The sequence below is a fragment of the Paracoccus fontiphilus genome (genome assembly GCF_017356265.1).
Lineage (GTDB): Bacteria > Pseudomonadota > Alphaproteobacteria > Rhodobacterales > Rhodobacteraceae > Paracoccus > Paracoccus fontiphilus.
In genome coordinates this window covers 1-17,233 of sequence record NZ_JAFNAW010000070.1, presented here as the reverse complement: position 1 = coordinate 17,233, position 17,233 = coordinate 1, and the positions used below count along the sequence as shown (strand labels likewise).

Annotated in this window: 18 protein-coding genes; 10 read left to right on the top strand and 8 right to left on the bottom strand. The window is 60.0% G+C overall.

Annotation, left to right across the window (positions count from 1 at the left end; all coding sequences use genetic code 11):
* Both nadC and J0F76_RS17425 read left to right on the top strand, forming a co-directional pair.
* Positions 1 to 617: carboxylating nicotinate-nucleotide diphosphorylase (gene nadC / locus J0F76_RS17430; protein WP_207471428.1), on the top strand; the 617-nt coding region annotated here is incomplete at its 5' end.
* Positions 618 to 872: 255 nt separating this feature from the next.
* A complete protein-coding gene (locus J0F76_RS17425) occupies positions 873 to 2,015 on the top strand; it encodes a hypothetical protein (RefSeq protein ID WP_207471427.1) in 1,143 nt (380 codons plus the stop codon).
* A gap of 219 nt (positions 2,016 to 2,234) precedes the next feature.
* Here J0F76_RS17425 and J0F76_RS17420 read toward each other — a convergent pair whose 3' ends face one another.
* Complete coding sequence (locus J0F76_RS17420; RefSeq protein WP_207471425.1) at positions 2,235 to 2,867, bottom strand: tyrosine-type recombinase/integrase; 633 nt, start codon at positions 2,865 to 2,867, stop codon at positions 2,235 to 2,237.
* Between the two features lie 254 nt (positions 2,868 to 3,121).
* On the opposite strand from J0F76_RS17420, the gene J0F76_RS17415 reads away from it, so the two are divergent.
* The 3 genes from J0F76_RS17415 (at position 3,122) to J0F76_RS17405 (ending at position 5,495) form a co-directional block, all read left to right on the top strand.
* Positions 3,122 to 3,421, top strand: a complete 300-nt coding sequence (locus J0F76_RS17415; RefSeq protein ID WP_080622741.1) for a nucleotidyltransferase family protein — start codon at positions 3,122 to 3,124, stop codon at positions 3,419 to 3,421.
* Positions 3,422 to 3,456: 35 nt separating this feature from the next.
* Positions 3,457 to 3,759: a HepT-like ribonuclease domain-containing protein gene (locus J0F76_RS17410; protein ID WP_207471423.1), complete on the top strand. Its 303-nt coding sequence runs from the start codon at positions 3,457 to 3,459 to the stop codon at positions 3,757 to 3,759.
* A gap of 377 nt (positions 3,760 to 4,136) precedes the next feature.
* The gene (locus J0F76_RS17405) at positions 4,137 to 5,495 is read left to right on the top strand and encodes a KAP family P-loop NTPase fold protein (protein ID WP_207471421.1); all 1,359 of its coding nucleotides are present in this window, start codon (positions 4,137 to 4,139) and stop codon (positions 5,493 to 5,495) included.
* A 490-nt stretch (positions 5,496 to 5,985) separates the two neighbouring features.
* On the opposite strand, the gene J0F76_RS21390 is transcribed toward J0F76_RS17405, so the two are convergent.
* The 5 genes from J0F76_RS21390 to J0F76_RS17390 all read right to left on the bottom strand — a co-directional run bounded on the left by J0F76_RS21390 (position 5,986) and on the right by J0F76_RS17390 (position 9,477).
* Positions 5,986 to 6,207 (bottom strand): hypothetical protein, encoded by a 222-nt coding sequence (locus J0F76_RS21390; protein ID WP_377707473.1) that lies wholly within the window; start codon positions 6,205 to 6,207, stop codon positions 5,986 to 5,988.
* Positions 6,132 to 6,689: a cyclase family protein gene (locus J0F76_RS17400; protein WP_341351615.1), complete on the bottom strand. Its 558-nt coding sequence runs from the start codon at positions 6,687 to 6,689 to the stop codon at positions 6,132 to 6,134. The genes J0F76_RS21390 and J0F76_RS17400 overlap by 76 nt, the downstream gene beginning before the upstream one ends.
* Positions 6,690 to 6,712: 23 nt before the next feature.
* The gene (locus tag J0F76_RS21200) at positions 6,713 to 6,919 is read right to left on the bottom strand and encodes a cyclase family protein (RefSeq protein WP_341351614.1); all 207 of its coding nucleotides are present in this window, start codon (positions 6,917 to 6,919) and stop codon (positions 6,713 to 6,715) included.
* Positions 6,920 to 7,330: 411 nt separating this feature from the next.
* On the bottom strand, positions 7,331 to 8,281 hold the full coding sequence (locus J0F76_RS17395) for a ParB/RepB/Spo0J family partition protein (protein WP_207471419.1): 951 nt from the start codon (positions 8,279 to 8,281) through the stop codon (positions 7,331 to 7,333).
* A complete protein-coding gene (locus tag J0F76_RS17390; protein WP_207471417.1) occupies positions 8,278 to 9,477 on the bottom strand; it encodes an AAA family ATPase in 1,200 nt (399 codons plus the stop codon). The genes J0F76_RS17395 and J0F76_RS17390 overlap by 4 nt, the downstream gene beginning before the upstream one ends.
* A gap of 583 nt (positions 9,478 to 10,060) precedes the next feature.
* Here J0F76_RS17390 and J0F76_RS17385 point away from each other — a divergent pair.
* The 3 genes from J0F76_RS17385 (at position 10,061) to J0F76_RS17375 (ending at position 14,216) form a co-directional block, all read left to right on the top strand.
* On the top strand, positions 10,061 to 11,083 hold the full coding sequence (locus tag J0F76_RS17385; protein ID WP_207471415.1) for a replication initiation protein: 1,023 nt from the start codon (positions 10,061 to 10,063) through the stop codon (positions 11,081 to 11,083).
* 442 nt (positions 11,084 to 11,525) lie between these two features.
* Positions 11,526 to 12,068 carry a hypothetical protein gene (locus J0F76_RS17380; protein WP_207471413.1) on the top strand — a complete coding sequence of 181 codons (543 nt, stop codon included), beginning with the start codon at positions 11,526 to 11,528 and terminating at the stop codon, positions 12,066 to 12,068.
* A 75-nt stretch (positions 12,069 to 12,143) separates the two neighbouring features.
* Positions 12,144 to 14,216: a recombinase family protein gene (locus J0F76_RS17375; protein ID WP_207471411.1), complete on the top strand. Its 2,073-nt coding sequence runs from the start codon at positions 12,144 to 12,146 to the stop codon at positions 14,214 to 14,216.
* 45 nt (positions 14,217 to 14,261) lie between these two features.
* On the opposite strand, the gene J0F76_RS17370 is transcribed toward J0F76_RS17375, so the two are convergent.
* Positions 14,262 to 15,278, bottom strand: a complete 1,017-nt coding sequence (locus J0F76_RS17370) for a PAS domain S-box protein (protein WP_207471409.1) — start codon at positions 15,276 to 15,278, stop codon at positions 14,262 to 14,264.
* Between the two features lie 163 nt (positions 15,279 to 15,441).
* Here J0F76_RS17370 and J0F76_RS17365 point away from each other — a divergent pair, with 163 nt between their 5' ends.
* Positions 15,442 to 16,431, top strand: a complete 990-nt coding sequence (locus J0F76_RS17365) for an HWE histidine kinase domain-containing protein (RefSeq protein WP_207471407.1) — start codon at positions 15,442 to 15,444, stop codon at positions 16,429 to 16,431.
* A 17-nt stretch (positions 16,432 to 16,448) separates the two neighbouring features.
* Positions 16,449 to 16,835 carry a response regulator gene (locus J0F76_RS17360; protein WP_207471406.1) on the top strand — a complete coding sequence of 129 codons (387 nt, stop codon included), beginning with the start codon at positions 16,449 to 16,451 and terminating at the stop codon, positions 16,833 to 16,835.
* A gap of 38 nt (positions 16,836 to 16,873) precedes the next feature.
* On the opposite strand, the gene J0F76_RS17355 is transcribed toward J0F76_RS17360, so the two are convergent.
* Positions 16,874 to 17,122: a hypothetical protein gene (locus J0F76_RS17355; RefSeq protein ID WP_207471405.1), complete on the bottom strand. Its 249-nt coding sequence runs from the start codon at positions 17,120 to 17,122 to the stop codon at positions 16,874 to 16,876.
* Between the last annotated feature and the right edge of the window lie 111 nt (positions 17,123 to 17,233).

Here is a 17,233-nt window from a genome sequence, read left to right as displayed (position 1 = left end):
ACGGCACCCCCTTCGCCCCCGGCGACACGCTGGCGCGGATCGAGGGCTGTGCCGCCGCCATCCTCTCGGCCGAGCGGGTGGCCCTGAACTTCGCGGGCCGCCTGTCGGGCATCGCCACCCTGACCGCCGCCTTCGTGGCCGAGACGCGGGGCACCGCCACCCGCGTCACCTGCACGCGCAAGACCACGCCCGGCCTGCGCCTGGTGGAAAAGCAGGCGGTGCTGCATGGCGGCGGCTTCAACCACCGCGTCTCGCTGTCGGACGCGATCCTGATCAAGGACAACCACATCGCCGCCGGCGGCGGCATCCGCCCTGTCCTGCAGGCGGTCAAGGCCCGCGCCTCGCACATGATGCGGGTCGAGATCGAGGTGGACCGCCTGGATCAGCTTGCCGAGGTGCTGGAGGAAGGCGGCGCCCATGTGGTGCTGCTGGACAACATGGACACGGAAACGCTGCGCCAGGCCGTCGCCATGGCAGGGGGACGCGTGGTTCTGGAAGCCTCGGGCAACATGCGCCTCGCGCGCATCGCCGAGGTCGCCGCGACCGGGGTGGACTACATCTCTGTGGGCGCGCTGACCCATTCGGTGCCCGTGCTGGACCTCGGCATGGACTTCTGAACCGAACTCTGGCGCTGTCACGCGCGTGAAGTCCGAGCAGGCCTGCCCAGAGAACGCCATCCCCTCAAAAGAACATCGGATGGCGCAAAAGGGCGGGGAGCGGCCTGACGGGACCGCAGCCTGGCGGTCGCAGCAAGACCAGAAAAGCAGCCATTCATGTCCATCGTGGTTTGACTGCCGTTGAGTGTCTGTTCCTGTTGGACCCCGGGGAATGTATCTGCTTGTATCAGCTAGGACACGTATAAATGAGGCGGCATGTATTTTGCAGTTGTATTTCCATTGGCCGATTTTCGCAGACTGCACCGCGAGAACGCAGGTCGTTTGGAACGTCCCGCATGGGGTCAAACGGACCCGAGAGCCGAATTTGCGCGTGGTTTCGGAAAAATTCATACAAGAACAAAGTCGGCGGCAGGTTATGCTGGCGAGAACTATTACGCTGACTGCGACAATGTGATTAAGTATCCGTCACAATATTTTCTAAATCCTATTCCGGGATTGCTTCGCTCCATCTTGGCGTATCCCGTATATAGACGATTCTACTTCGATGGGCAGATGTCTGGTCGCTTTGAGCTTGGGTTCCGTTTGAATGAGGGCTCCATTCATGAGATAGCCCGATCCGAAGGTAGGGTGGAATACAGTACTGCGGAACTCGCCGCACAAGTGTTGCAGAGCGATCTACGGCTTGATTTGCTGGATGATCGAGAAATTAAACTGTCCTTTTCAAGCGCGGCGCAAGCTCTTCGGGATGCTTGGATACTTAGCAGTACAAAGAGCAAATCTCTCGGTACTTTTGATATTGAAACAGTTGGCTCCAAGTATGTCGGGGTCGGTGCTCCGTTCGTATTCATTCGATCTGGTCGAGAGACGAAGCTCAGATCAGAGAAGCAGAGGCGCGACTTGTTTCGGAGCGAAGACCTTGAGTTCTTTCTGACGAGATCCGGCAAGCAAGGACAGAGCTTCGATGTGGCTGTGATACCATCAGGTGCTTCGCTTTCGGCAGAGACGCCCAAAGAGCGGTTAGCACGCTTATTCTACATTCAAATTCGGACGATTGCTTTTGCTCACTCATTCTACCTTCGGCAGGTGGCGTCTGGAAAAATTGCCGGGCCGAACTTGCTAGAGCCAGCGATACAAGCGCTGCTTGGGCGACTTTCAACGCTGGAACCCAGAGAAGGCGACCAGACGGATGAATTGGCGTGCCATGAGATGTCTGAAATTTTGCGGCGGACGGACCTAAGTCCTGCCCAACTAGCTTCCGAAATCGAGAAAATGATAAAGCCGGGCGTTTTACGCCGGTGGTTCGGCGGCATCTTTGGCTATGCAGATAAAAAGGTAGACCTAGCAATTGAGGCCGCTGCAGGAGCTGCGACAACGCATCTCCTAAGCAGCGGCCCCTAAAAATATAGGGCAGCACCGAATGCTTAGCCCGTCTATGCCGTTGGGGATTAACATCCCCTTAGGCGAGGATATGGCAGTTTAGAGGCTCAGTGTCAATGCGTCGAGACATGCCGCGCTGCACTCGGTGGCTGCTTCAGGGTATTCCGCCGTGCGGCATCTAGTGGGTCTGAATAGCTGCTTTGGGCCGGCCGGCAGGTAATCTGCCGGCCGACTTCTGGACTACAGATCTATCCCTTCCGACAGCGTCAGCGCATCATCAAGGTCGACGCCGAGGTATCGAACAGTGCTGTCCATCTTCGTGTGTCCCAGTAGCAGTTGGACGGCCCGCAGGTTGCCCGTCTTCTTGTATATCTGCGACACCTTCGTCCGGCGCATCGAATGGGTGCCATAGGCGCTCGGCTCAAGACCTATCGACGAGACCCATTCGCGCAGGATGCGCGCATACTGGCGCGTCGACAGATGCGCACTGTGGTGAAGACGGCTAGGCCAGAGATACTCCAGCCCGAGCATCTCCGGATCGGCGATCCAGCGTTCGAGCGATTGGCGTGTCGTTTCGGTGATCTCGAAGCGGACCGGCTTGCCTGTCTTGCTCTGGGTAACGGAGGCGCGCTCCTTCACCCTTCCGGCTGCGAAAACGTCCCGGACCTTCAGGCAGACCAAGTCGCAGCCTCGAAGCTTGCTGTCGACGGCCATGTTGAACAATGCAAGATCGCGTCGGTTGTCCGCCATCTCCAGGCGAACTCGGATCGACCAGACATGTTTCGGCAGCAGCGGGCGTTTCTGGCCGATGATGCGTCCCTTGTTCCAGGCAGGACGTTCAGGCCGGAGCACAGGGAGAAGATCGATGGACATGGTGTTACCTCCTGTCCTCCTGCCCCCACCCTGACTTCGGATGATCCGACCAGGCCAATGGTATCACGAGATTTCCGAGTCGCTTTGTGTAGCCTCACGGCGATGCGGCATGGCGATTGCGGCAACCTGACAAACAGTCGTTCATCCTACTCGCAACGAACAAAGAGCCTGACGACCTGATGCCTTTTGAGGGAGTAATCACGGATTGGCTGTTGCCGCCAGATTGCCTATATTGGTCGGAGGAGAACCTTGCGATGCAAAGCCAGACGCCATCCCAAGCCCTGCAATACGGGCGCAACCTTATCCGTGAACTTGCGGTCCGGCATCGCACGGTCAATCCCCGGGTGTTCGGTTCTGTTCTGACAGGCAGGGACCGAGCGGACAGCGACCTGGATGTGCTAGTCGAACCTCTGCCGGAGACCACGCTTTTTGATCTTGGGGGCTTGCAAGATGCGCTGGAAGAAGCACTTGGCGTTCGGGTTGATGTGAAGACCCCGATGGACCTGCCTCCGCATATCCGTGCGGAAGTCCTGCGGCAGGCGCTCCCGGTTTGAGAGCAGACAATCGGCTTGCAGACTACATCCTGCAGATGGTGACAGCAGCGGCCGATGCCCTTACTTTCACGGAGGGCATGGCCGAAGACGATTTCCTGACTGATCTTCGGACGCAGCGCGCCGTGGTGATGAGCCTGATGATCGTTGGAGAGGCCGCGAGCCGGATCTTATCGGATCACCCCGACTTTGCGAATGCAAAGACTGCGATCCCATGGCGCGGGATCCGTGGGATGCGTAATCGCATCGCCCATGGGTATTTCGACGTCGACCTGCATGTTGTGTGGACCACAGTGCAGACTGAACTGCCCGCACTCATCAAGCATCTAGCTCAGCCATAATCTGGCCTCAGCAGCCAAAGCAGCGGTAGTCACTAAAACTGCCCCACCACCAAAGTCAGCAGCGTTGGGTGCAGAAGGCTGTCTGACGGCTGGGGCGTGGAACAGCGCGAAACAAGACAAGCGGCCGCTCAATCAGTCCGGCATAGGCCAACAAAACCCGCTTTGCGTCGATGTGGCAGTGGCCTGCTGGCATGACCTGACGGCGGTTTGGCCGTTCTAACAAGGTTTGATGAGTGCATTGCTGGGCGATCAGGAACCATCCCCCTGGATGAACTTGAAGTCTGAGCAAATATACACGCTGCCTTGCACAGCATTTCTTTCTCTATTGATCTCAACATGCTACGCCTTTCCTCGATTTCTGGCCAAGGGAGTAATGTATGAAGCTGTATCCCCCAGATTCGGAGCTCATCTTGTACGAAACGGGCTTTGGAGCCGACGATCCATTCGACCGACTGGGAACAAGCAAGTCTTTGTCCAACTTGGTCGAACGGATAGAAGACCCCTTGGTCATTGCACTGAACGGCGGGTGGGGTAGCGGAAAAACCTGGTTTTTAAAGCGGTGGATCGCTGCTCACAGGCTGGAAAACGATGGGCGCGCGACGACGGTATACTTCGACGCATTTGCCCATGACTTCATGGACGATCCACTGATCGCGCTGACGGGAGTCATCGGTGACAGGCTCCCCAAAAAAGCCGAAATGAAAATCTGGAAAAGAGTTAAAGCTGCCGCCGCAAAGCTTGCCAAGCCGACTGGACGAATTGGGTTGGCTGTAGCGACAGGAGGAGTAACCGAGCTTGCTGGTCCTTTGATCGACGCTGCAGCCGAAGCCGCCAGCAGGGAAATTGAAACCGCTGCTGAGGCATTTTGGGCGAGGGAGGATGGCAGAAGGGCGGCGATGGAGCAATTGAGAGCCGCTTTGGTCGACTTAACGATGGTGAAGAACGGCGAAGGGGCGGATCCGATCCCGCTTGTCGTCGTGGTCGATGAACTCGATCGATGTCGACCGGATTACGCATTAGCCTTACTTGAGGTTGTGAAGCACTTCTTTTCAGTTCCAAACGTTCATTTTCTACTTGGTGTTAATCTTGAAGCTTTGGCACACAGTGTACGCGCTAGGTACGGCTCCGGTATTGATGCTGAGCGGTACCTGCGCAGGTTCGTATCGCTTTCTGTTCAGCTGCCAGATGAGGTGGGCGACCATGACGCCAAACCATTAGCTTTGTCTTACTTCGCCCAGACGGCTCCGCAGATGGGCATCGTTCGAGATGCGGTAGACAAATTCAGCTCGCATCTGGAAATGGTGGCCAAAACCAGCCAACTGACGATGCGGGATGTCAATCAGCTGCTGAGCCAGCTTGCTCTGATCGACCCCGAAGTATTCACCAGATACTTCTGGGGTTACAAAGAGATTGTCATGTCAATGATCCTTTTCCGATTCACGTCATCGGGACTGGCAAACAAGGCTCTTTCCAACAATCTTTCTTTGCACGAAGTTCATGATTTCTACGGCATAGAACCACAGATGCTGGAAAGAGAAGACAATGATTACAACCATCGCGCCTATCTGATCTCAGGGCTTTGGGAGTACATAATCTCAGGAGGAACTGGACCAGCCAAGGACCAGAAAGAATTTGCCAAAGCGTTCAGTCAGTTTGGCGATGGCAACCCGCGTAAAGTGCTGAGGGTCGTGAACGGCGTCATTAGCAAGTTCGCCTTCCCGCCAGTCGAAGGATAATCGTTGGCAGCTATCGCACCGGGGTTGAAGCAACTTCCATAAAGGGAAGCGCTTCCTGGGCGTATCGCGCCGCAGATATACTTTCGATGCGCGGCGTGAGCGAAATGGCGGTGAGGAAGACGATCGCCAGCGGCCGCATTAGGGTCGAGGCGGACGGTACGATTGACCCCGCCCGCGCAGACGCGCAATCGGACAGCCAGACTGGCCCCCAAGCAGCGGGGGTTGCATACGCACACGCTGGGCGCACGGACGATTGCTGGCACTATCTGCCGCATCGCTGCTGCTCATCGTTCACAATGCTGCACGCCGTGTCGAATGCCTGCTTCGAAGAGTGCTGCCGTGCGGCGTCGGGCAGGCTCGAGCGACAGCAATGGGCCGTTGGCGCGTATGACGACCGCTTTCGCCCTACCCTGCCTGTGGTGATACAGGAAGTATCAGCGGCGACTGTTTCGGAACATTGCCAGGCAACAAACAATGCTGCGTAACCGGATCAGATAGCATCGATGGGCTTCGTGAACAGGATCCATTCGCGTGCATCGACATTCCAGTTACCTTTGACGACCGGAAGGCGGGTGACCTCCCGGCAGCCCTTTATCGTATAAAGACGGGGGGCATCCCGATGCGTGTCGGCGGCGATCAGGCTGACGGTGTCATGGCCGGCGGCCGCCGCAATGGCCTCGGCATGCGCCAGAAGCGCGCTGCCCAGTCCCACGCCGCGATAACCCCCGTTGGTGTGATCCTGACAATCTGCGGCGGTCGGATCGTCCACGATTCTGGATCATCGGCCTGAGGACCGTCGCGGGCGTCCTGTAGCAGGGTCATGACCCGCGCGACGCCGCCCGTGCCGCCGCGATGCTTCGGCGCGCCGGTGAAGACCGTCGCCCGGGCAGAGGGAAGCCGGGAATGATGCACTGCGAAGTCGGCAGAGTTTCCGGGATCGTGCGCCAGGGCATCCACGCCGATCGACGCTTCACCCGTATCGGCCAGCAGGTCGGTCGCGGCCTTGGAAAAGCTAGGAAATGCCAAGGTGCCGTCGGGCAGATTGCGCCAGGACGGATTGCCCATCTTGGCCGTCCATCCCGAGTTCATGGCCACGCAGGCTCCTGCCGAGATCTCGCCCTGGGCGGACCTCCACGTCTCGATGTCGTCCGGCTCAACGGTGGCGTTCGGGTCTTCTGCGGCCTTGGCTGAGATGTCCAGGATGCAAAGGGGGGCGATTAGCCTTTCGACGGGCAGGGCATCGACTCAGGTGTCGCCTGGGAAAAATGCAGCGGGGCGTGGATATGGGTGCCGATGTGTTCGAAGATCGTCAGCTTGGACAAGTAATAGCCGTCGGGTTCGAAGTTCTTATTGGCCTCGTAGAGAATGCCGCGCTTGCCGTCGAAGGTCGGAAAGTTGCCGTCAGAGGCATGGGTCAGGTCCACGACCCCCGGTCACCTGCGCCAAGGCAGGCCGCGCGTTCAGCACGCCTGTATCTGCACCCATCGCCGCCGCCGTCGTGAAAAGACCGCGGCGCGAAAGCATGTGTTTCTTCACGTGTTCGATCAGGCATGCGGTGCGCACTGGTGGGCTCTCCGTGATGGTTCTTCCCATGGAAGGACCGCCGCTCGAACCTGTCAAGCCGGCGCTAGGGGACGGTAATGACCGACCCTGGCCAGGGTCTGGGCATCAACCGCATGTTTCCTAGGAAGTCGCCTAGGCGCTAAAGAATCAGGGAAGCCGCTTTTTTAGGGTCATCAGTTCGCGCGGCGCCCTCGATCACTGCTTTTCATTCGGGAAATGGCCGCGCGCCTAATTCCAGACCCTGTTTTCCCGAAATTGCCAATTGGCAATTTTCAGTTTCCTGTCCTGCCCGAAAGATATCCGTCCAGTGCCGCACGAAGTTCGGCTGGGTCGATGCTGTCCGGGAACTCGATCAGAATCCTGTTGCCGCGCTTTTTAACGGTAACGCTTTGTGCCGAGTTCCTGGTCAGCGATGCAGGCCCGTGGACTGCCGCCTTCAGGCGCGACAGCACCTTTGGAACGGCGACATATGCCCCCTGGCCTGCGCGCGCCTTCGCCTGTTCGGCCGCGATCCTTTCGGCCTCGGCCATGACCTTGTCCTCGCCGTCGTGAAGCAGCGCACGCAACTGCCGGGCGTGCAGTTCGCGGATTTCGGTAACGCGGGGCCAGGCCGCAAGGATGATCTTGGGAAGACGCGCAAGATGCAGATAGCGCGAGAGCCATGCCTCGGAAACCTCGAGGCGGGCGGCCATGGTCTTCTGCTTGCCTCCGTAATACGCGCCAAGCGCCTGAAGATAGTCGCAGGCCCGTTCGTAATCGCTGAGATCGGCCCTGTCTCGGTTCTCGATATCGGCAAGCCGGAAGGCTTCCTCGTCGGTCAGATCCCGGACCTCGATCAGATAGCGGAACTGGGGATAGTTGTTGGCCCGCAGCCAGCTTACGGCAAAATGCCTGCGGGCGCCGCAAATGACCTCGTACTCCGCGCCCTGCCCCGCCGGCAGCCTGCGGACAATCGCCGGAAATTCCTGCTGTCCCTGGGACTTGAGACTGTCGATCAGGTCGCGGCAGTTTTCCTCGGTCAGCAGCTCATAGGCGCGGTTATGACGGGTCCACATCACGCAACTTGCGGGATCGACCCATCGCAGCACCTTCTCTTCGCGCTCGCCGCTTTCCGATAGCGCGTTCGTCCGTTTCAGGAACCTCGCCCCGCCGCGGTCGGGCGTCGCCGGCGCGGGCAGATCCTTCAGGACATCGGCGAAGATCGCATCATGCCGCTTGCTCACAGCAGGCCCTCCTTGCGCAGCTGGCGGTGATGGCTTGGCCATGTCTTCCTGATCAAAAGCTCGACCTCTCGGCCGACCGCGTCGAGATAGGCCCGGCAGCGTTTGTGCGTCTCGGTCCGGGTGGCGGGACCGGTCAATTCATAGACCGTCATCAGATTGGCCGTGGCGTTGTCAATTTCCGCGGAATCCTTAAGCGACACGTTTAGGATGTCCTGAGGAAACACGGCGTCCATCATGCGCTTGATGGCCTGATGCGCCGACTTCTGGTCGTTCATCTTCGATGTCAGGATCTTCACGAAGCTGTATTCCCGCGCCCCGCCATGCCGAGCCAGTTCTGCAAGCGTCGATTCCATCATCTTCAGGAAATGCGCCGTCGAGGCGAAGTCGATGTTGTTGGGCGGCGCCGGGATCAGCAAGGCATTGGCCGCTCGCAGCACCGACAGCGACAGCATCCCCAAGGCGGGCGGTGGATCCATCAGGATGATGTCGAACTGATCGGCGATGGATGCAACACCATCCCGCAGACGGTCGAGGATGAAGGCCGGATCGCGCGCCATACGGGCCGCGAATTCATATTCCGCATCGTAAAGCCCCAGATTCGCTGGGATCAGGGCGATGCCGGGCCAATAGGTCGCGCGCAACGCGTAATGCAGCGATTTCGGCCCGCCATGTTGCAGGAAGGGGTAAAGGGTGTCCTCCTCCTCGTCCACGTCGACATCCGGGTTCAGCCCGAAGACGGCTGTGGTGGACGCCTGCGAATCACAGTCTATGACGCAAACGCGATAACCGCGCAGCGCGAAATACTGGGCCAGATGCACCACCAGGGTCGTTTTGCCCACCCCGCCCTTGAAGTTCTGCACCGCCATGATAAGCGGGGGATCGTCCGGTTCGCGATGCGGAAGTGTACCGAAGGCCTCGCGCATCTGGTTCACCTCGGCTAGGCTGTATCCTTGCCGACGATTGGTAGCTTCGTCCTTGGCTGGTTCGGGCAGTCGGCCATCGGCTTCGGCATCCCGGATCGCTTTTTCGGACCGGCCGACCATCTCGGCCGCCGTTCGAACATTGAAAAGTAGGTCCAACTGCTTCTGGGTGCCGGGGGAAAACACTCTTTCGCGCAACCGTTCGATCACCGTCGATGCACGCTGGCTGAGGACGGCAAGTTCATCCAGAGTGACGAGGGGAAGGGCGTGGTTCATTCTTGCAACTTTGCTGCTGGGTCACAGGGACTATGTCGGAGAAATGCGAAATCGTAAAGTCCGGTTTTTAAGCGCAAGACTCCTCCAGACCGATAGTTCGGGACTTGATCAGAGAAGATCGGTTCTTCGCGGCATTTTTGGACATGTCGGCGACGTCCGGTCCCATTTTGTAAGCCTTTGACGTAATGCCTGTAGGATTCTGTGGATAAAATGAACATCCCCTTCATTCAGATTCATCTGATTCAGGTTCGCTTCTCATAATACATTGGCCCGAATGGGTTTTCCGGGAGTAAACATACATATTGGGATCGTATCGGTTACATTCCGGGATGGTTTTCCTTACGAGTCGGGCGGGCTGCCCTTACAGGCTGGGTGCTGCGTAAACCTTACATCTTGGATGCACTTGTCAGGTCGGACAAACGGCAAAATTTATACAGGAAAAGCAAGTAATTGCGAATCATCTGATGGGGCAACGCGCAAGAATGAATTACTTTTCGGGTGACGCATCCGCTCCTATCGGCATCCTGCTTGAAGGCTTACGTTCGAAGCGATACATAAGTAAGACTCAAAACGTAGGTGAAGCTTGGCAGACGCATCGATTCGAACTGTTGAAGCCCGGCCCAATGCCGACACTCTGGTCAAACCGGGCGAGCTTGTCGATCTGGTCGAGGTGACACCGCTAACCTTGAACGACCGTCGGATCTACAATCAGCTTCTGGAAAACGCCTGGGAGGCCATCGACAAGCCCGTCACCCATGTCATCGCCAAGTCCGTCTTGCGCGGCAGCCACAATTCGAACGACCGCGTCGGCGAAAGCCTTGAACGGCTGATGTCCGCGATCGTTAAGGTCGCGGTGACCTGGGAAGGTGAACCGGCGATCGAACGTGTCCAGCTTCTTGGGGGGAACCTAGAAAGCAGCCGGAACGACGGGCTGCTGGAATATGAAATTCCCGCGCGCCTACGAAAGATCATCCGCAACAGCCAGGTCTTCGCCCGCCTGCAACGCGAGGTGATGTTCGCCTTGTCGTCCAAATACGCCCTGACGCTCTACGAGATGGTGCAGAAGCGGGGCAATCTTCGTTGGAAGGCATCGGAACGGTTCACGCTCGATTCGCTTCGCGGTATCATGGGCGTGCCGAAAGGCAAGCTGTCGTCCTGGTCCAATCTGAAGCTGCGCGCCATCGACCCAGCAGTTGCGGAGGTCAACGCGCTGTCGGATTTCATGGTAGAGATATCGCCGATCAAGACGGGACGGGCCGTGACGCATGTCGAAATGCGGTGGTGGCGCAAGGACGGCGATGCCGGCGGGGCGGCCGACCGGGCGCTGCAATTCTCCAAGGTCGGCCGCCGGGCAAAGGCCGAGGGGCGGGCTGAACGGGTCGTTGCAGGGCAGGGGGTGCGGCTTCGGCCAGCTTGGCTGGAAAATCATGGTCCCGCCTTGCAAACGGCAACTTACGAGACCGCGCGCCTGCGTCATCCCGGCTATGACATCTATTTCATTGAGGGCGAATGGCGCAGATGGAGCCTGTCGAAAGAGCCTCCGAAAGACCCGGACCGCGCCTTTCTGGCATTCCTGCGCAGCTATACCGAAAAGAATCCGATCTAAAAAATTGCCAATTGGCAATTTTGTAGAAACGGCAAACCGAATGCCGTTGCTGCGTTGCGTTTAGCTGAATTGACCCTGGTCATGGCGCGACATCCGGGACATGGGGTAGGACGATAGACTTTCTTGCACAAGCGACAGCGATTGCCGGGGGCGTCATAGTGGCGCTGCGGCGGTTCGGGGTGCCCAGGATGCAAGCCATCGGCACGGTGCCTGCCATTCCAAACGCGAAAACTCAGGGCATTATGACCCTGAAGATGCCGGCGGCAAAGGGCTGGATCCTTGGCCATCTACCGTCCGCAGCCCCTGGCCCCAAGGGCGATGCCTTCGCCTCGAACCTCGACCATCCCCGCTGGATCGAAGTGTTGCCGAACGGCTGGTTGCCAAGTCCAAGGAACAGGCGAGATCGGCTAGGACGCTTCTGGATCGCGCGGCTCAAGCCATTATGCGCCGTGCCAGCGCCATCGGTGTCAGCGCCAATCGCATCACCCTGTGGCGCGATGCGGCCGGGGACGGTATTACAACTCAATCACAGAACGCCCACAGGACTGATGAGCGTGAGCTTCTTTATCCGTGGCATCCGTGGGCGGGCCGACGGGTTTATGTCCACAAGGTCGTTGAGAAGGCCAGCCAGCCGGCGTTTCGTTGTAGCCTGACCGGCATTGCGTCCGATCGTTGGCTGGAGATCCCCGCGTGGATGTTTGATCGGGCCACCAGCCAATCCTGGCACCTCAGGTCTGCTCCGATTGCGTCGATTGCGACCCTGGCGAGCTTGGCGGCGGTGCTGAACGACGCGGTGGCGGCTCGCGACAGGCCATCGGAATTGCGAGATTCGGGCGCAGCATCGAACTCCCTATCGGTAATTCCGGGAGATGCTCATGCCGCGCCGAACGCCACCGCAGCAACTCGACCTCTTCGATCCGCCCTGCGCCGCCGGATCGCTTCCAACGCCGCAATGGCAGAGCCTGCCCGACGAGGCGCGGCTTGACGCTGACCACGTTGATGACCCGCCTGATCCTCGACCACGCCGACGGCGCGGACAGGCAGCGGAAGGAGGCGGGACATGATGCATGAGAAGATCGGGCCGCATCATCTGGAGCGCAAGGCGATCCTCTACGTGCGGCAATCCTCGGCGCACCAGGTGCTGCACAACCGTGAGAGCAGCACCCTGCAATATGCGATGCGCGACCGGCTGACGGCGCTCGGCTGGTCCTCCATCGAGACCATTGACGACGATCTCGGCCGCTCGGCTGCGGGTGGTGTGACGCGGGCCGGTTTCGACAGGATGGTGGCCGAGGTTTGCCTGGGCAAGGTCGGTGCGGTTGCGGCACGCGAGGTGTCCCGCTTCGCGCGCAACATCCGTGACTGGCAGCAGCTGATCGAGATGTGCCGGGTCGTGGATACTGTCCTGGTTGACCAGGAGACCGTTTATGCGCCACGCCAGAGCAACGACCGTCTGCTTCTCGGCCTGAAGGGCAGCCTCAACGAGTATGAGCTCGACCTGCTGCGGCAACGCTCACTGGCCGCCCGATACGAGAAGGCCCGACGCGGTGAGTTGGTCGTCGCGGCCCCGGTCGGTTTTGTGAAGGCCGGCGACAGACTGGAGAAGGATCCCGATCGCCGCGTGCAAGAGGCCATCGTCCTTGTCTTTGACAAGGTGGCCGAGCTCGGCAGCGCACGGCAGGCTCTGCTCTGGTTCCTGGAGCATGGTCTGGATCTGCCGGCCCGACGCGCCAATGGTGATGTGGTCTGGCGCAGGCCAACCTACGCCACCATCCATCGGATGATCGAGAATCCGGTCTACGGCGGCGCCTACGCTTATGGTAAGACTTGCGTGGTGCCGAAGCACGATGCGACCGTTCCGCGAACCGGCAGCCGCCGAAAGCCACGCAGCGATTGGCTGGCGCTGAAGCCCGGAGCGCATGAAGGCTATGTCAGTTGGGAACGGGCAGAAGCGATCCGCACGATGGTCAGCGATAACGTCCCCTCAAGCCGCCATCATGGAGCGCCCAAGCACGGCGAGGCCCTGCTCGCCGGCCTGTTGCGTTGCCGGCGCTGCGGCCGCAAGCTGACGCTCCGCTACACTGGCGTCAATCACACCATCCCGCGCTACTCCTGCTGGCGGGGTCTGCTCGACAACGGCGAGCCGCGTTGTATTGCCTTCGGCGGCTTGCGGGTCGACGATGCCATCGAGGAGGCATTGCTGCGGGTGGTCGAACCCGGAGCAATCGCTGCCGCCACGGAGGCCGAGACGCAGGCTGCCAGCCGCCGGGATCAGGTTCGCGAAGCTCTGGCGCGCGATCTCGAGGCTGCCCGCTACCACGCCGATCGGGCATTCCGGCAATACGATGCCGCCGATCCTGCGAACCGGCTGGTGGCCGGAGAGTTGGAGACGCGGTGGAACCGTGCCCTCACGCAAGCCGCAACGGTCGAGGCCAGGATTGCGGAGCACGATGCCGCCGCCCCAGGATCATCTTCCCTGGCGGCACTCGATACCACCGAAATGGGGACGAACCTTCGGGCGGTCTGGGCTGCACCGACAACGGATGCCCGGCTCAAGAAGCGGATCGTCCGCACCGTCATCCAGGAGGTGGTTGCCGATCTCGACGACACAGCCTCCGAGATCGTTCTGCTGGTCCACTGGATCGGCGGTGCGCATACAGAGCTTCGCCTGCCGAAGCGGCGCCGGGGTCAGCGCAACAGCACCGCTTCCGAGACCATCGCCGCGGTGCGCCAGCTGGTGCTCATTGCCTCCGACGATCTGATTGCCGGCACCCTCAACCGAAACGGCCTGCTGACAGGCCATGGCAACCGCTGGACACGCGAGCGGGTCACGTCCCTCCGCTCGCATCACAAGATCCCGGTCTTCCGCCCGGCTCCCGATGGTATCGAACCGTGGCTCAACCTAACCGACGCTGCGCGCCTGCTCGGCGTATCGGCGAAGACATTGAGGATCGCGGCCGAGACCGGAGTGGTCAAAGGCGATCATCCCCTTCCCGTCGGACCGTGGCTCTTCAGCCGGTCCGAACTTGCCACACCACAGGCACAACACGTCGCTTTCGAGGCCAAGCAAAGGGCAAAACACCCCGCAGGACCGCATCCCGACCAGAAGAACCTATTCCCCTCAACAACATAGAGAGATGGGTGTTATGCAGCAGCGTTGTAGAACGCTCAAGTTCCGTCAGGTGCCACTGTCCTGGAGATCAGCAGACAGACGTGCGTAGCTGAGGTCCAGGCTGGCGCGCATGTCGTTGTTTGTAAACTGCCGCTGGAATGATCCGTCCAGCTGATCCCGCAGGGCAAGTTCACACATGACCGTGCCGAAGCCCTGCCCCGGAACGGCTGGTCCTGCCTGCCGCCGCGCGAATGTTTCGTCCCAGTGGATGAGCAGGCGATCTCCCCGGCGCTCGCTGCTGATGGCCAGTCTGCCGGTCTCCTGAGACAGCGCCCCGTATTTGACCGAGTTCGTGCAGAGCTCGTAGAAGACCAAGGCCAGCGGTGTGACGGCAGCCTGTCCGACCAGGACATCCTCGACGGCAAGATCGATGGAAAGCGATCCGGCAAAGGGTTTGAGGATCGCCTCGAGAAGCCCGCGCAAGGACCGTCCCTCGGAGACAGCGGCATCCTTGATGGGAGCAGCAGGCCCTGTGAGGGAATGGGCGGCAGCCAGGGCCAGGAAGCGACCGCGCGTCTGGACAACCAGGTCGTCCATCGTGGTGGCCTGCCGGGCACACAGGTTCAACAGGCCGCTGGCAATCGCAAAGCTATTTCCGACCCGGTGCTTCATCTCCGACAGGAGCAGGCGCTGCTGCTCGGCTGCGCGGTGTTGGGCTGTGATGTCTCGGGCGATCTTGGAGGCGCCGACGACCTGGCCGTTCCTGTCCCGGATTGGCGAGATGCTGACCGAGATCGGGAACAATTGCCCGTTCTTCTTGCGTCGTATTGTTTCGAAGTGCTGGATACGCTCGCCCCGGCGTAGCCGGTGGATGAAGTCGACCTCCTCATGCTGCCGATCCTCCGGGATCAGCAAGGTGATGGACCGGCCCAGCATCTCGTCGGCCCGGTAGCCGAAGATGCGCTCCGCGGCGGGGTTCCAGCTCAGGATGATGCTGCCCAGATCCTTGGCCACGATCGCATCGTTGGAGCCTTCGACGATGGCCGCGAAGTGCTGCTCCAGGTTATCGTCCAGAAACGACATGGTTTACCCCGGTAGTGACGTGACATGCAGTTGAAGCCCAAGTCGGAGGCGGAATACAAGGCCAAGTTGCCGCGCGCGTTAGTGGCGAAGGACGCAATGATCTATCAAAATTGTTTTGCCTGGATTATGCGTTACCGTCAGGAACACACTGCGGGGACCGTTCTTGGATCTCGATGAACTTTACCGGCTGTTGCGCGACTCGCATGTGCAGGCTGTCAGCATCGTCAACACGCTGCGCGACCCCCTGGTGGTGCTGGATGACGAGTTCAGGGTCCTGAACGCCAACCCGGCCTTCTATCAAACGTTCTCCACAAGCCGCGACGAGACGATCGGGACTGCCCTGGCCGATCTCGGCAACGGTCAATGGGACATCCCGGAGCTGCGCCTTCTGCTGGACCAGGTGATCCCGAGAAGTACCTCGGTCATCGACTATGAGGTACAGGCAGAGTTTCCCCATATCGGCCGGCGCACCATGCTGGTCAGCGCCCAAAGGCTCAGTCACCCTGACAGCGGCCAACGCATCCTGCTCCTGACGATTGTGGATGCCACCGAGAGACGGCAGGCCGATGATGACAAGGACATCCTCATCGGGGAGCTGGGCCACCGGATCAAGAACCTGCTGGCGGTGACCCGGGCGATCGCCTGTCGGACCGAGGTGGAGGGGCGCAGCGCAGAGACCTATCGCGACGATTTCCTCGGCCGCTTTGATGCTCTGGCCCGGTCACTGGCCGTTTCGACCCGAGAGACCGAAGCCGACCTGTGTCAGCTGGTCCGCGCGGTGATGGAGCCTTATCTCGAGAAAGCAAGCGCCATCACGTTCAAAGGGCAGGGGGCCATCGCCTTGCTGCCCCGGCAGGCCATGTCCCTGGGCATGATCCTGCATGAACTGGCCACCAATGCGCTCAAGCACGGCGCACTGTCCGTTCCCGCCGGCCGGCTCGACATCGCCTGGAGCCTTGCCGAAGACAGGAACGGTCAGCCTGAAGTGCGTCTCTCCTGGCGAGAAAGCAACGGACCCGAAGCCTCACCGCCTGGGACGGTCGGCTTTGGGACGCGCCTGATCAGGTTTGCCACCGAGGTTGACCTCAAGGGCCAGGCGGAACTGAGCTACCAGCGGGACGGTTTGGTGGCTGATCTGACGTTTCCCCAGTAGCAGCTCTCGGTCGTCCGATGTCTGATAAGCCCGCTCCACGTCCTCCGGGCAACCGCGTTTCGGTGCTTGTCGTTGAAGACGAGATGATGATCGCCCTGGATGTCCAGATGATGCTCGAGGACAATGGTTATACCGTCTTGGGACCAGCCGGGTCCGTGGAAGGCGCGCTGCGCCTGCTGGACGAGCTTCGCCCCGATGTCGCGGTGCTCGATGGCAACCTGCGCGGCCGTCCTGTCATCCCGGTGGCCCGGCGGCTGCGGAGCCTTGAAATTCCCTTCGTGCTCTCGTCAGCCTATGACATCTTCACCTTCGACGGCAGTGACGTCCTGGCTGGGGCGGAAAATGTCCAGAAGCCGGTCTCCGAGAACCGCCTGATCGCCGCGTTGCAGCGGGCGCTTTCGTAGGAAAAAATTGCGGGTGTATCGCAGAGTGCGGGCCAGGATCACTCCACAGACCTGAGGTGGGGCTTCCTCATTGTCGGTGCGCAGCGCCTGTGTGGCGCGGGACGCGTCAGTTCCATGCGCATGGCCTCCAGTTCGGTCATCTGGCGCTCGATCCGCCACAGCGTGTCAGCCTTGTCTTCGTCCGACATGGGAATGCGACCAATGTTGGCGCGGCAGAGCATCAGCGTATTGCCAGTTGCTGACAGGTTGGCCTGCAAGGCCTCATAGGTGGTGACGCGGTAGCTCATCGGGCCTCCTTCTTCTGCCGGCAGTCTATGGCCCGTGGACATTCACCTTGAGGCGATGATGGTCGCGGTGAGATGCCAATTGGCCGCGTAGCTACATGCAGTCTTTTCGTA

What these genes read in the sequence shown, in the direction of transcription:
- J0F76_RS17425 (WP_207471427.1), top strand. Translation starts at nt 873, where the DNA reads ATGTATTTTGCAGTTGTATTTCCATTGGCCGATTTTCGCAGACTGCAC.
- J0F76_RS17420 (WP_207471425.1), bottom strand. Translation starts at nt 2,867, where the DNA reads ATGTCCATCGATCTTCTCCCTGTGCTCCGGCCTGAACGTCCTGCCTGG.
- J0F76_RS17415 (WP_080622741.1), top strand. Translation starts at nt 3,122, where the DNA reads ATGCAAAGCCAGACGCCATCCCAAGCCCTGCAATACGGGCGCAACCTT.
- J0F76_RS17410 (WP_207471423.1), top strand. Translation starts at nt 3,457, where the DNA reads ATGGTGACAGCAGCGGCCGATGCCCTTACTTTCACGGAGGGCATGGCC.
- J0F76_RS17405 (WP_207471421.1), top strand. Translation starts at nt 4,137, where the DNA reads ATGAAGCTGTATCCCCCAGATTCGGAGCTCATCTTGTACGAAACGGGC.
- J0F76_RS17390 (WP_207471417.1), bottom strand. Translation starts at nt 9,477, where the DNA reads ATGAACCACGCCCTTCCCCTCGTCACTCTGGATGAACTTGCCGTCCTC.
- J0F76_RS17380 (WP_207471413.1), top strand. Translation starts at nt 11,526, where the DNA reads ATGCGCCGTGCCAGCGCCATCGGTGTCAGCGCCAATCGCATCACCCTG.
- J0F76_RS17375 (WP_207471411.1), top strand. Translation starts at nt 12,144, where the DNA reads ATGATGCATGAGAAGATCGGGCCGCATCATCTGGAGCGCAAGGCGATC.
- J0F76_RS17370 (WP_207471409.1), bottom strand. Translation starts at nt 15,278, where the DNA reads ATGTCGTTTCTGGACGATAACCTGGAGCAGCACTTCGCGGCCATCGTC.
- J0F76_RS17360 (WP_207471406.1), top strand. Translation starts at nt 16,449, where the DNA reads ATGTCTGATAAGCCCGCTCCACGTCCTCCGGGCAACCGCGTTTCGGTG.
- J0F76_RS17355 (WP_207471405.1), bottom strand. Translation starts at nt 17,122, where the DNA reads ATGAGCTACCGCGTCACCACCTATGAGGCCTTGCAGGCCAACCTGTCA.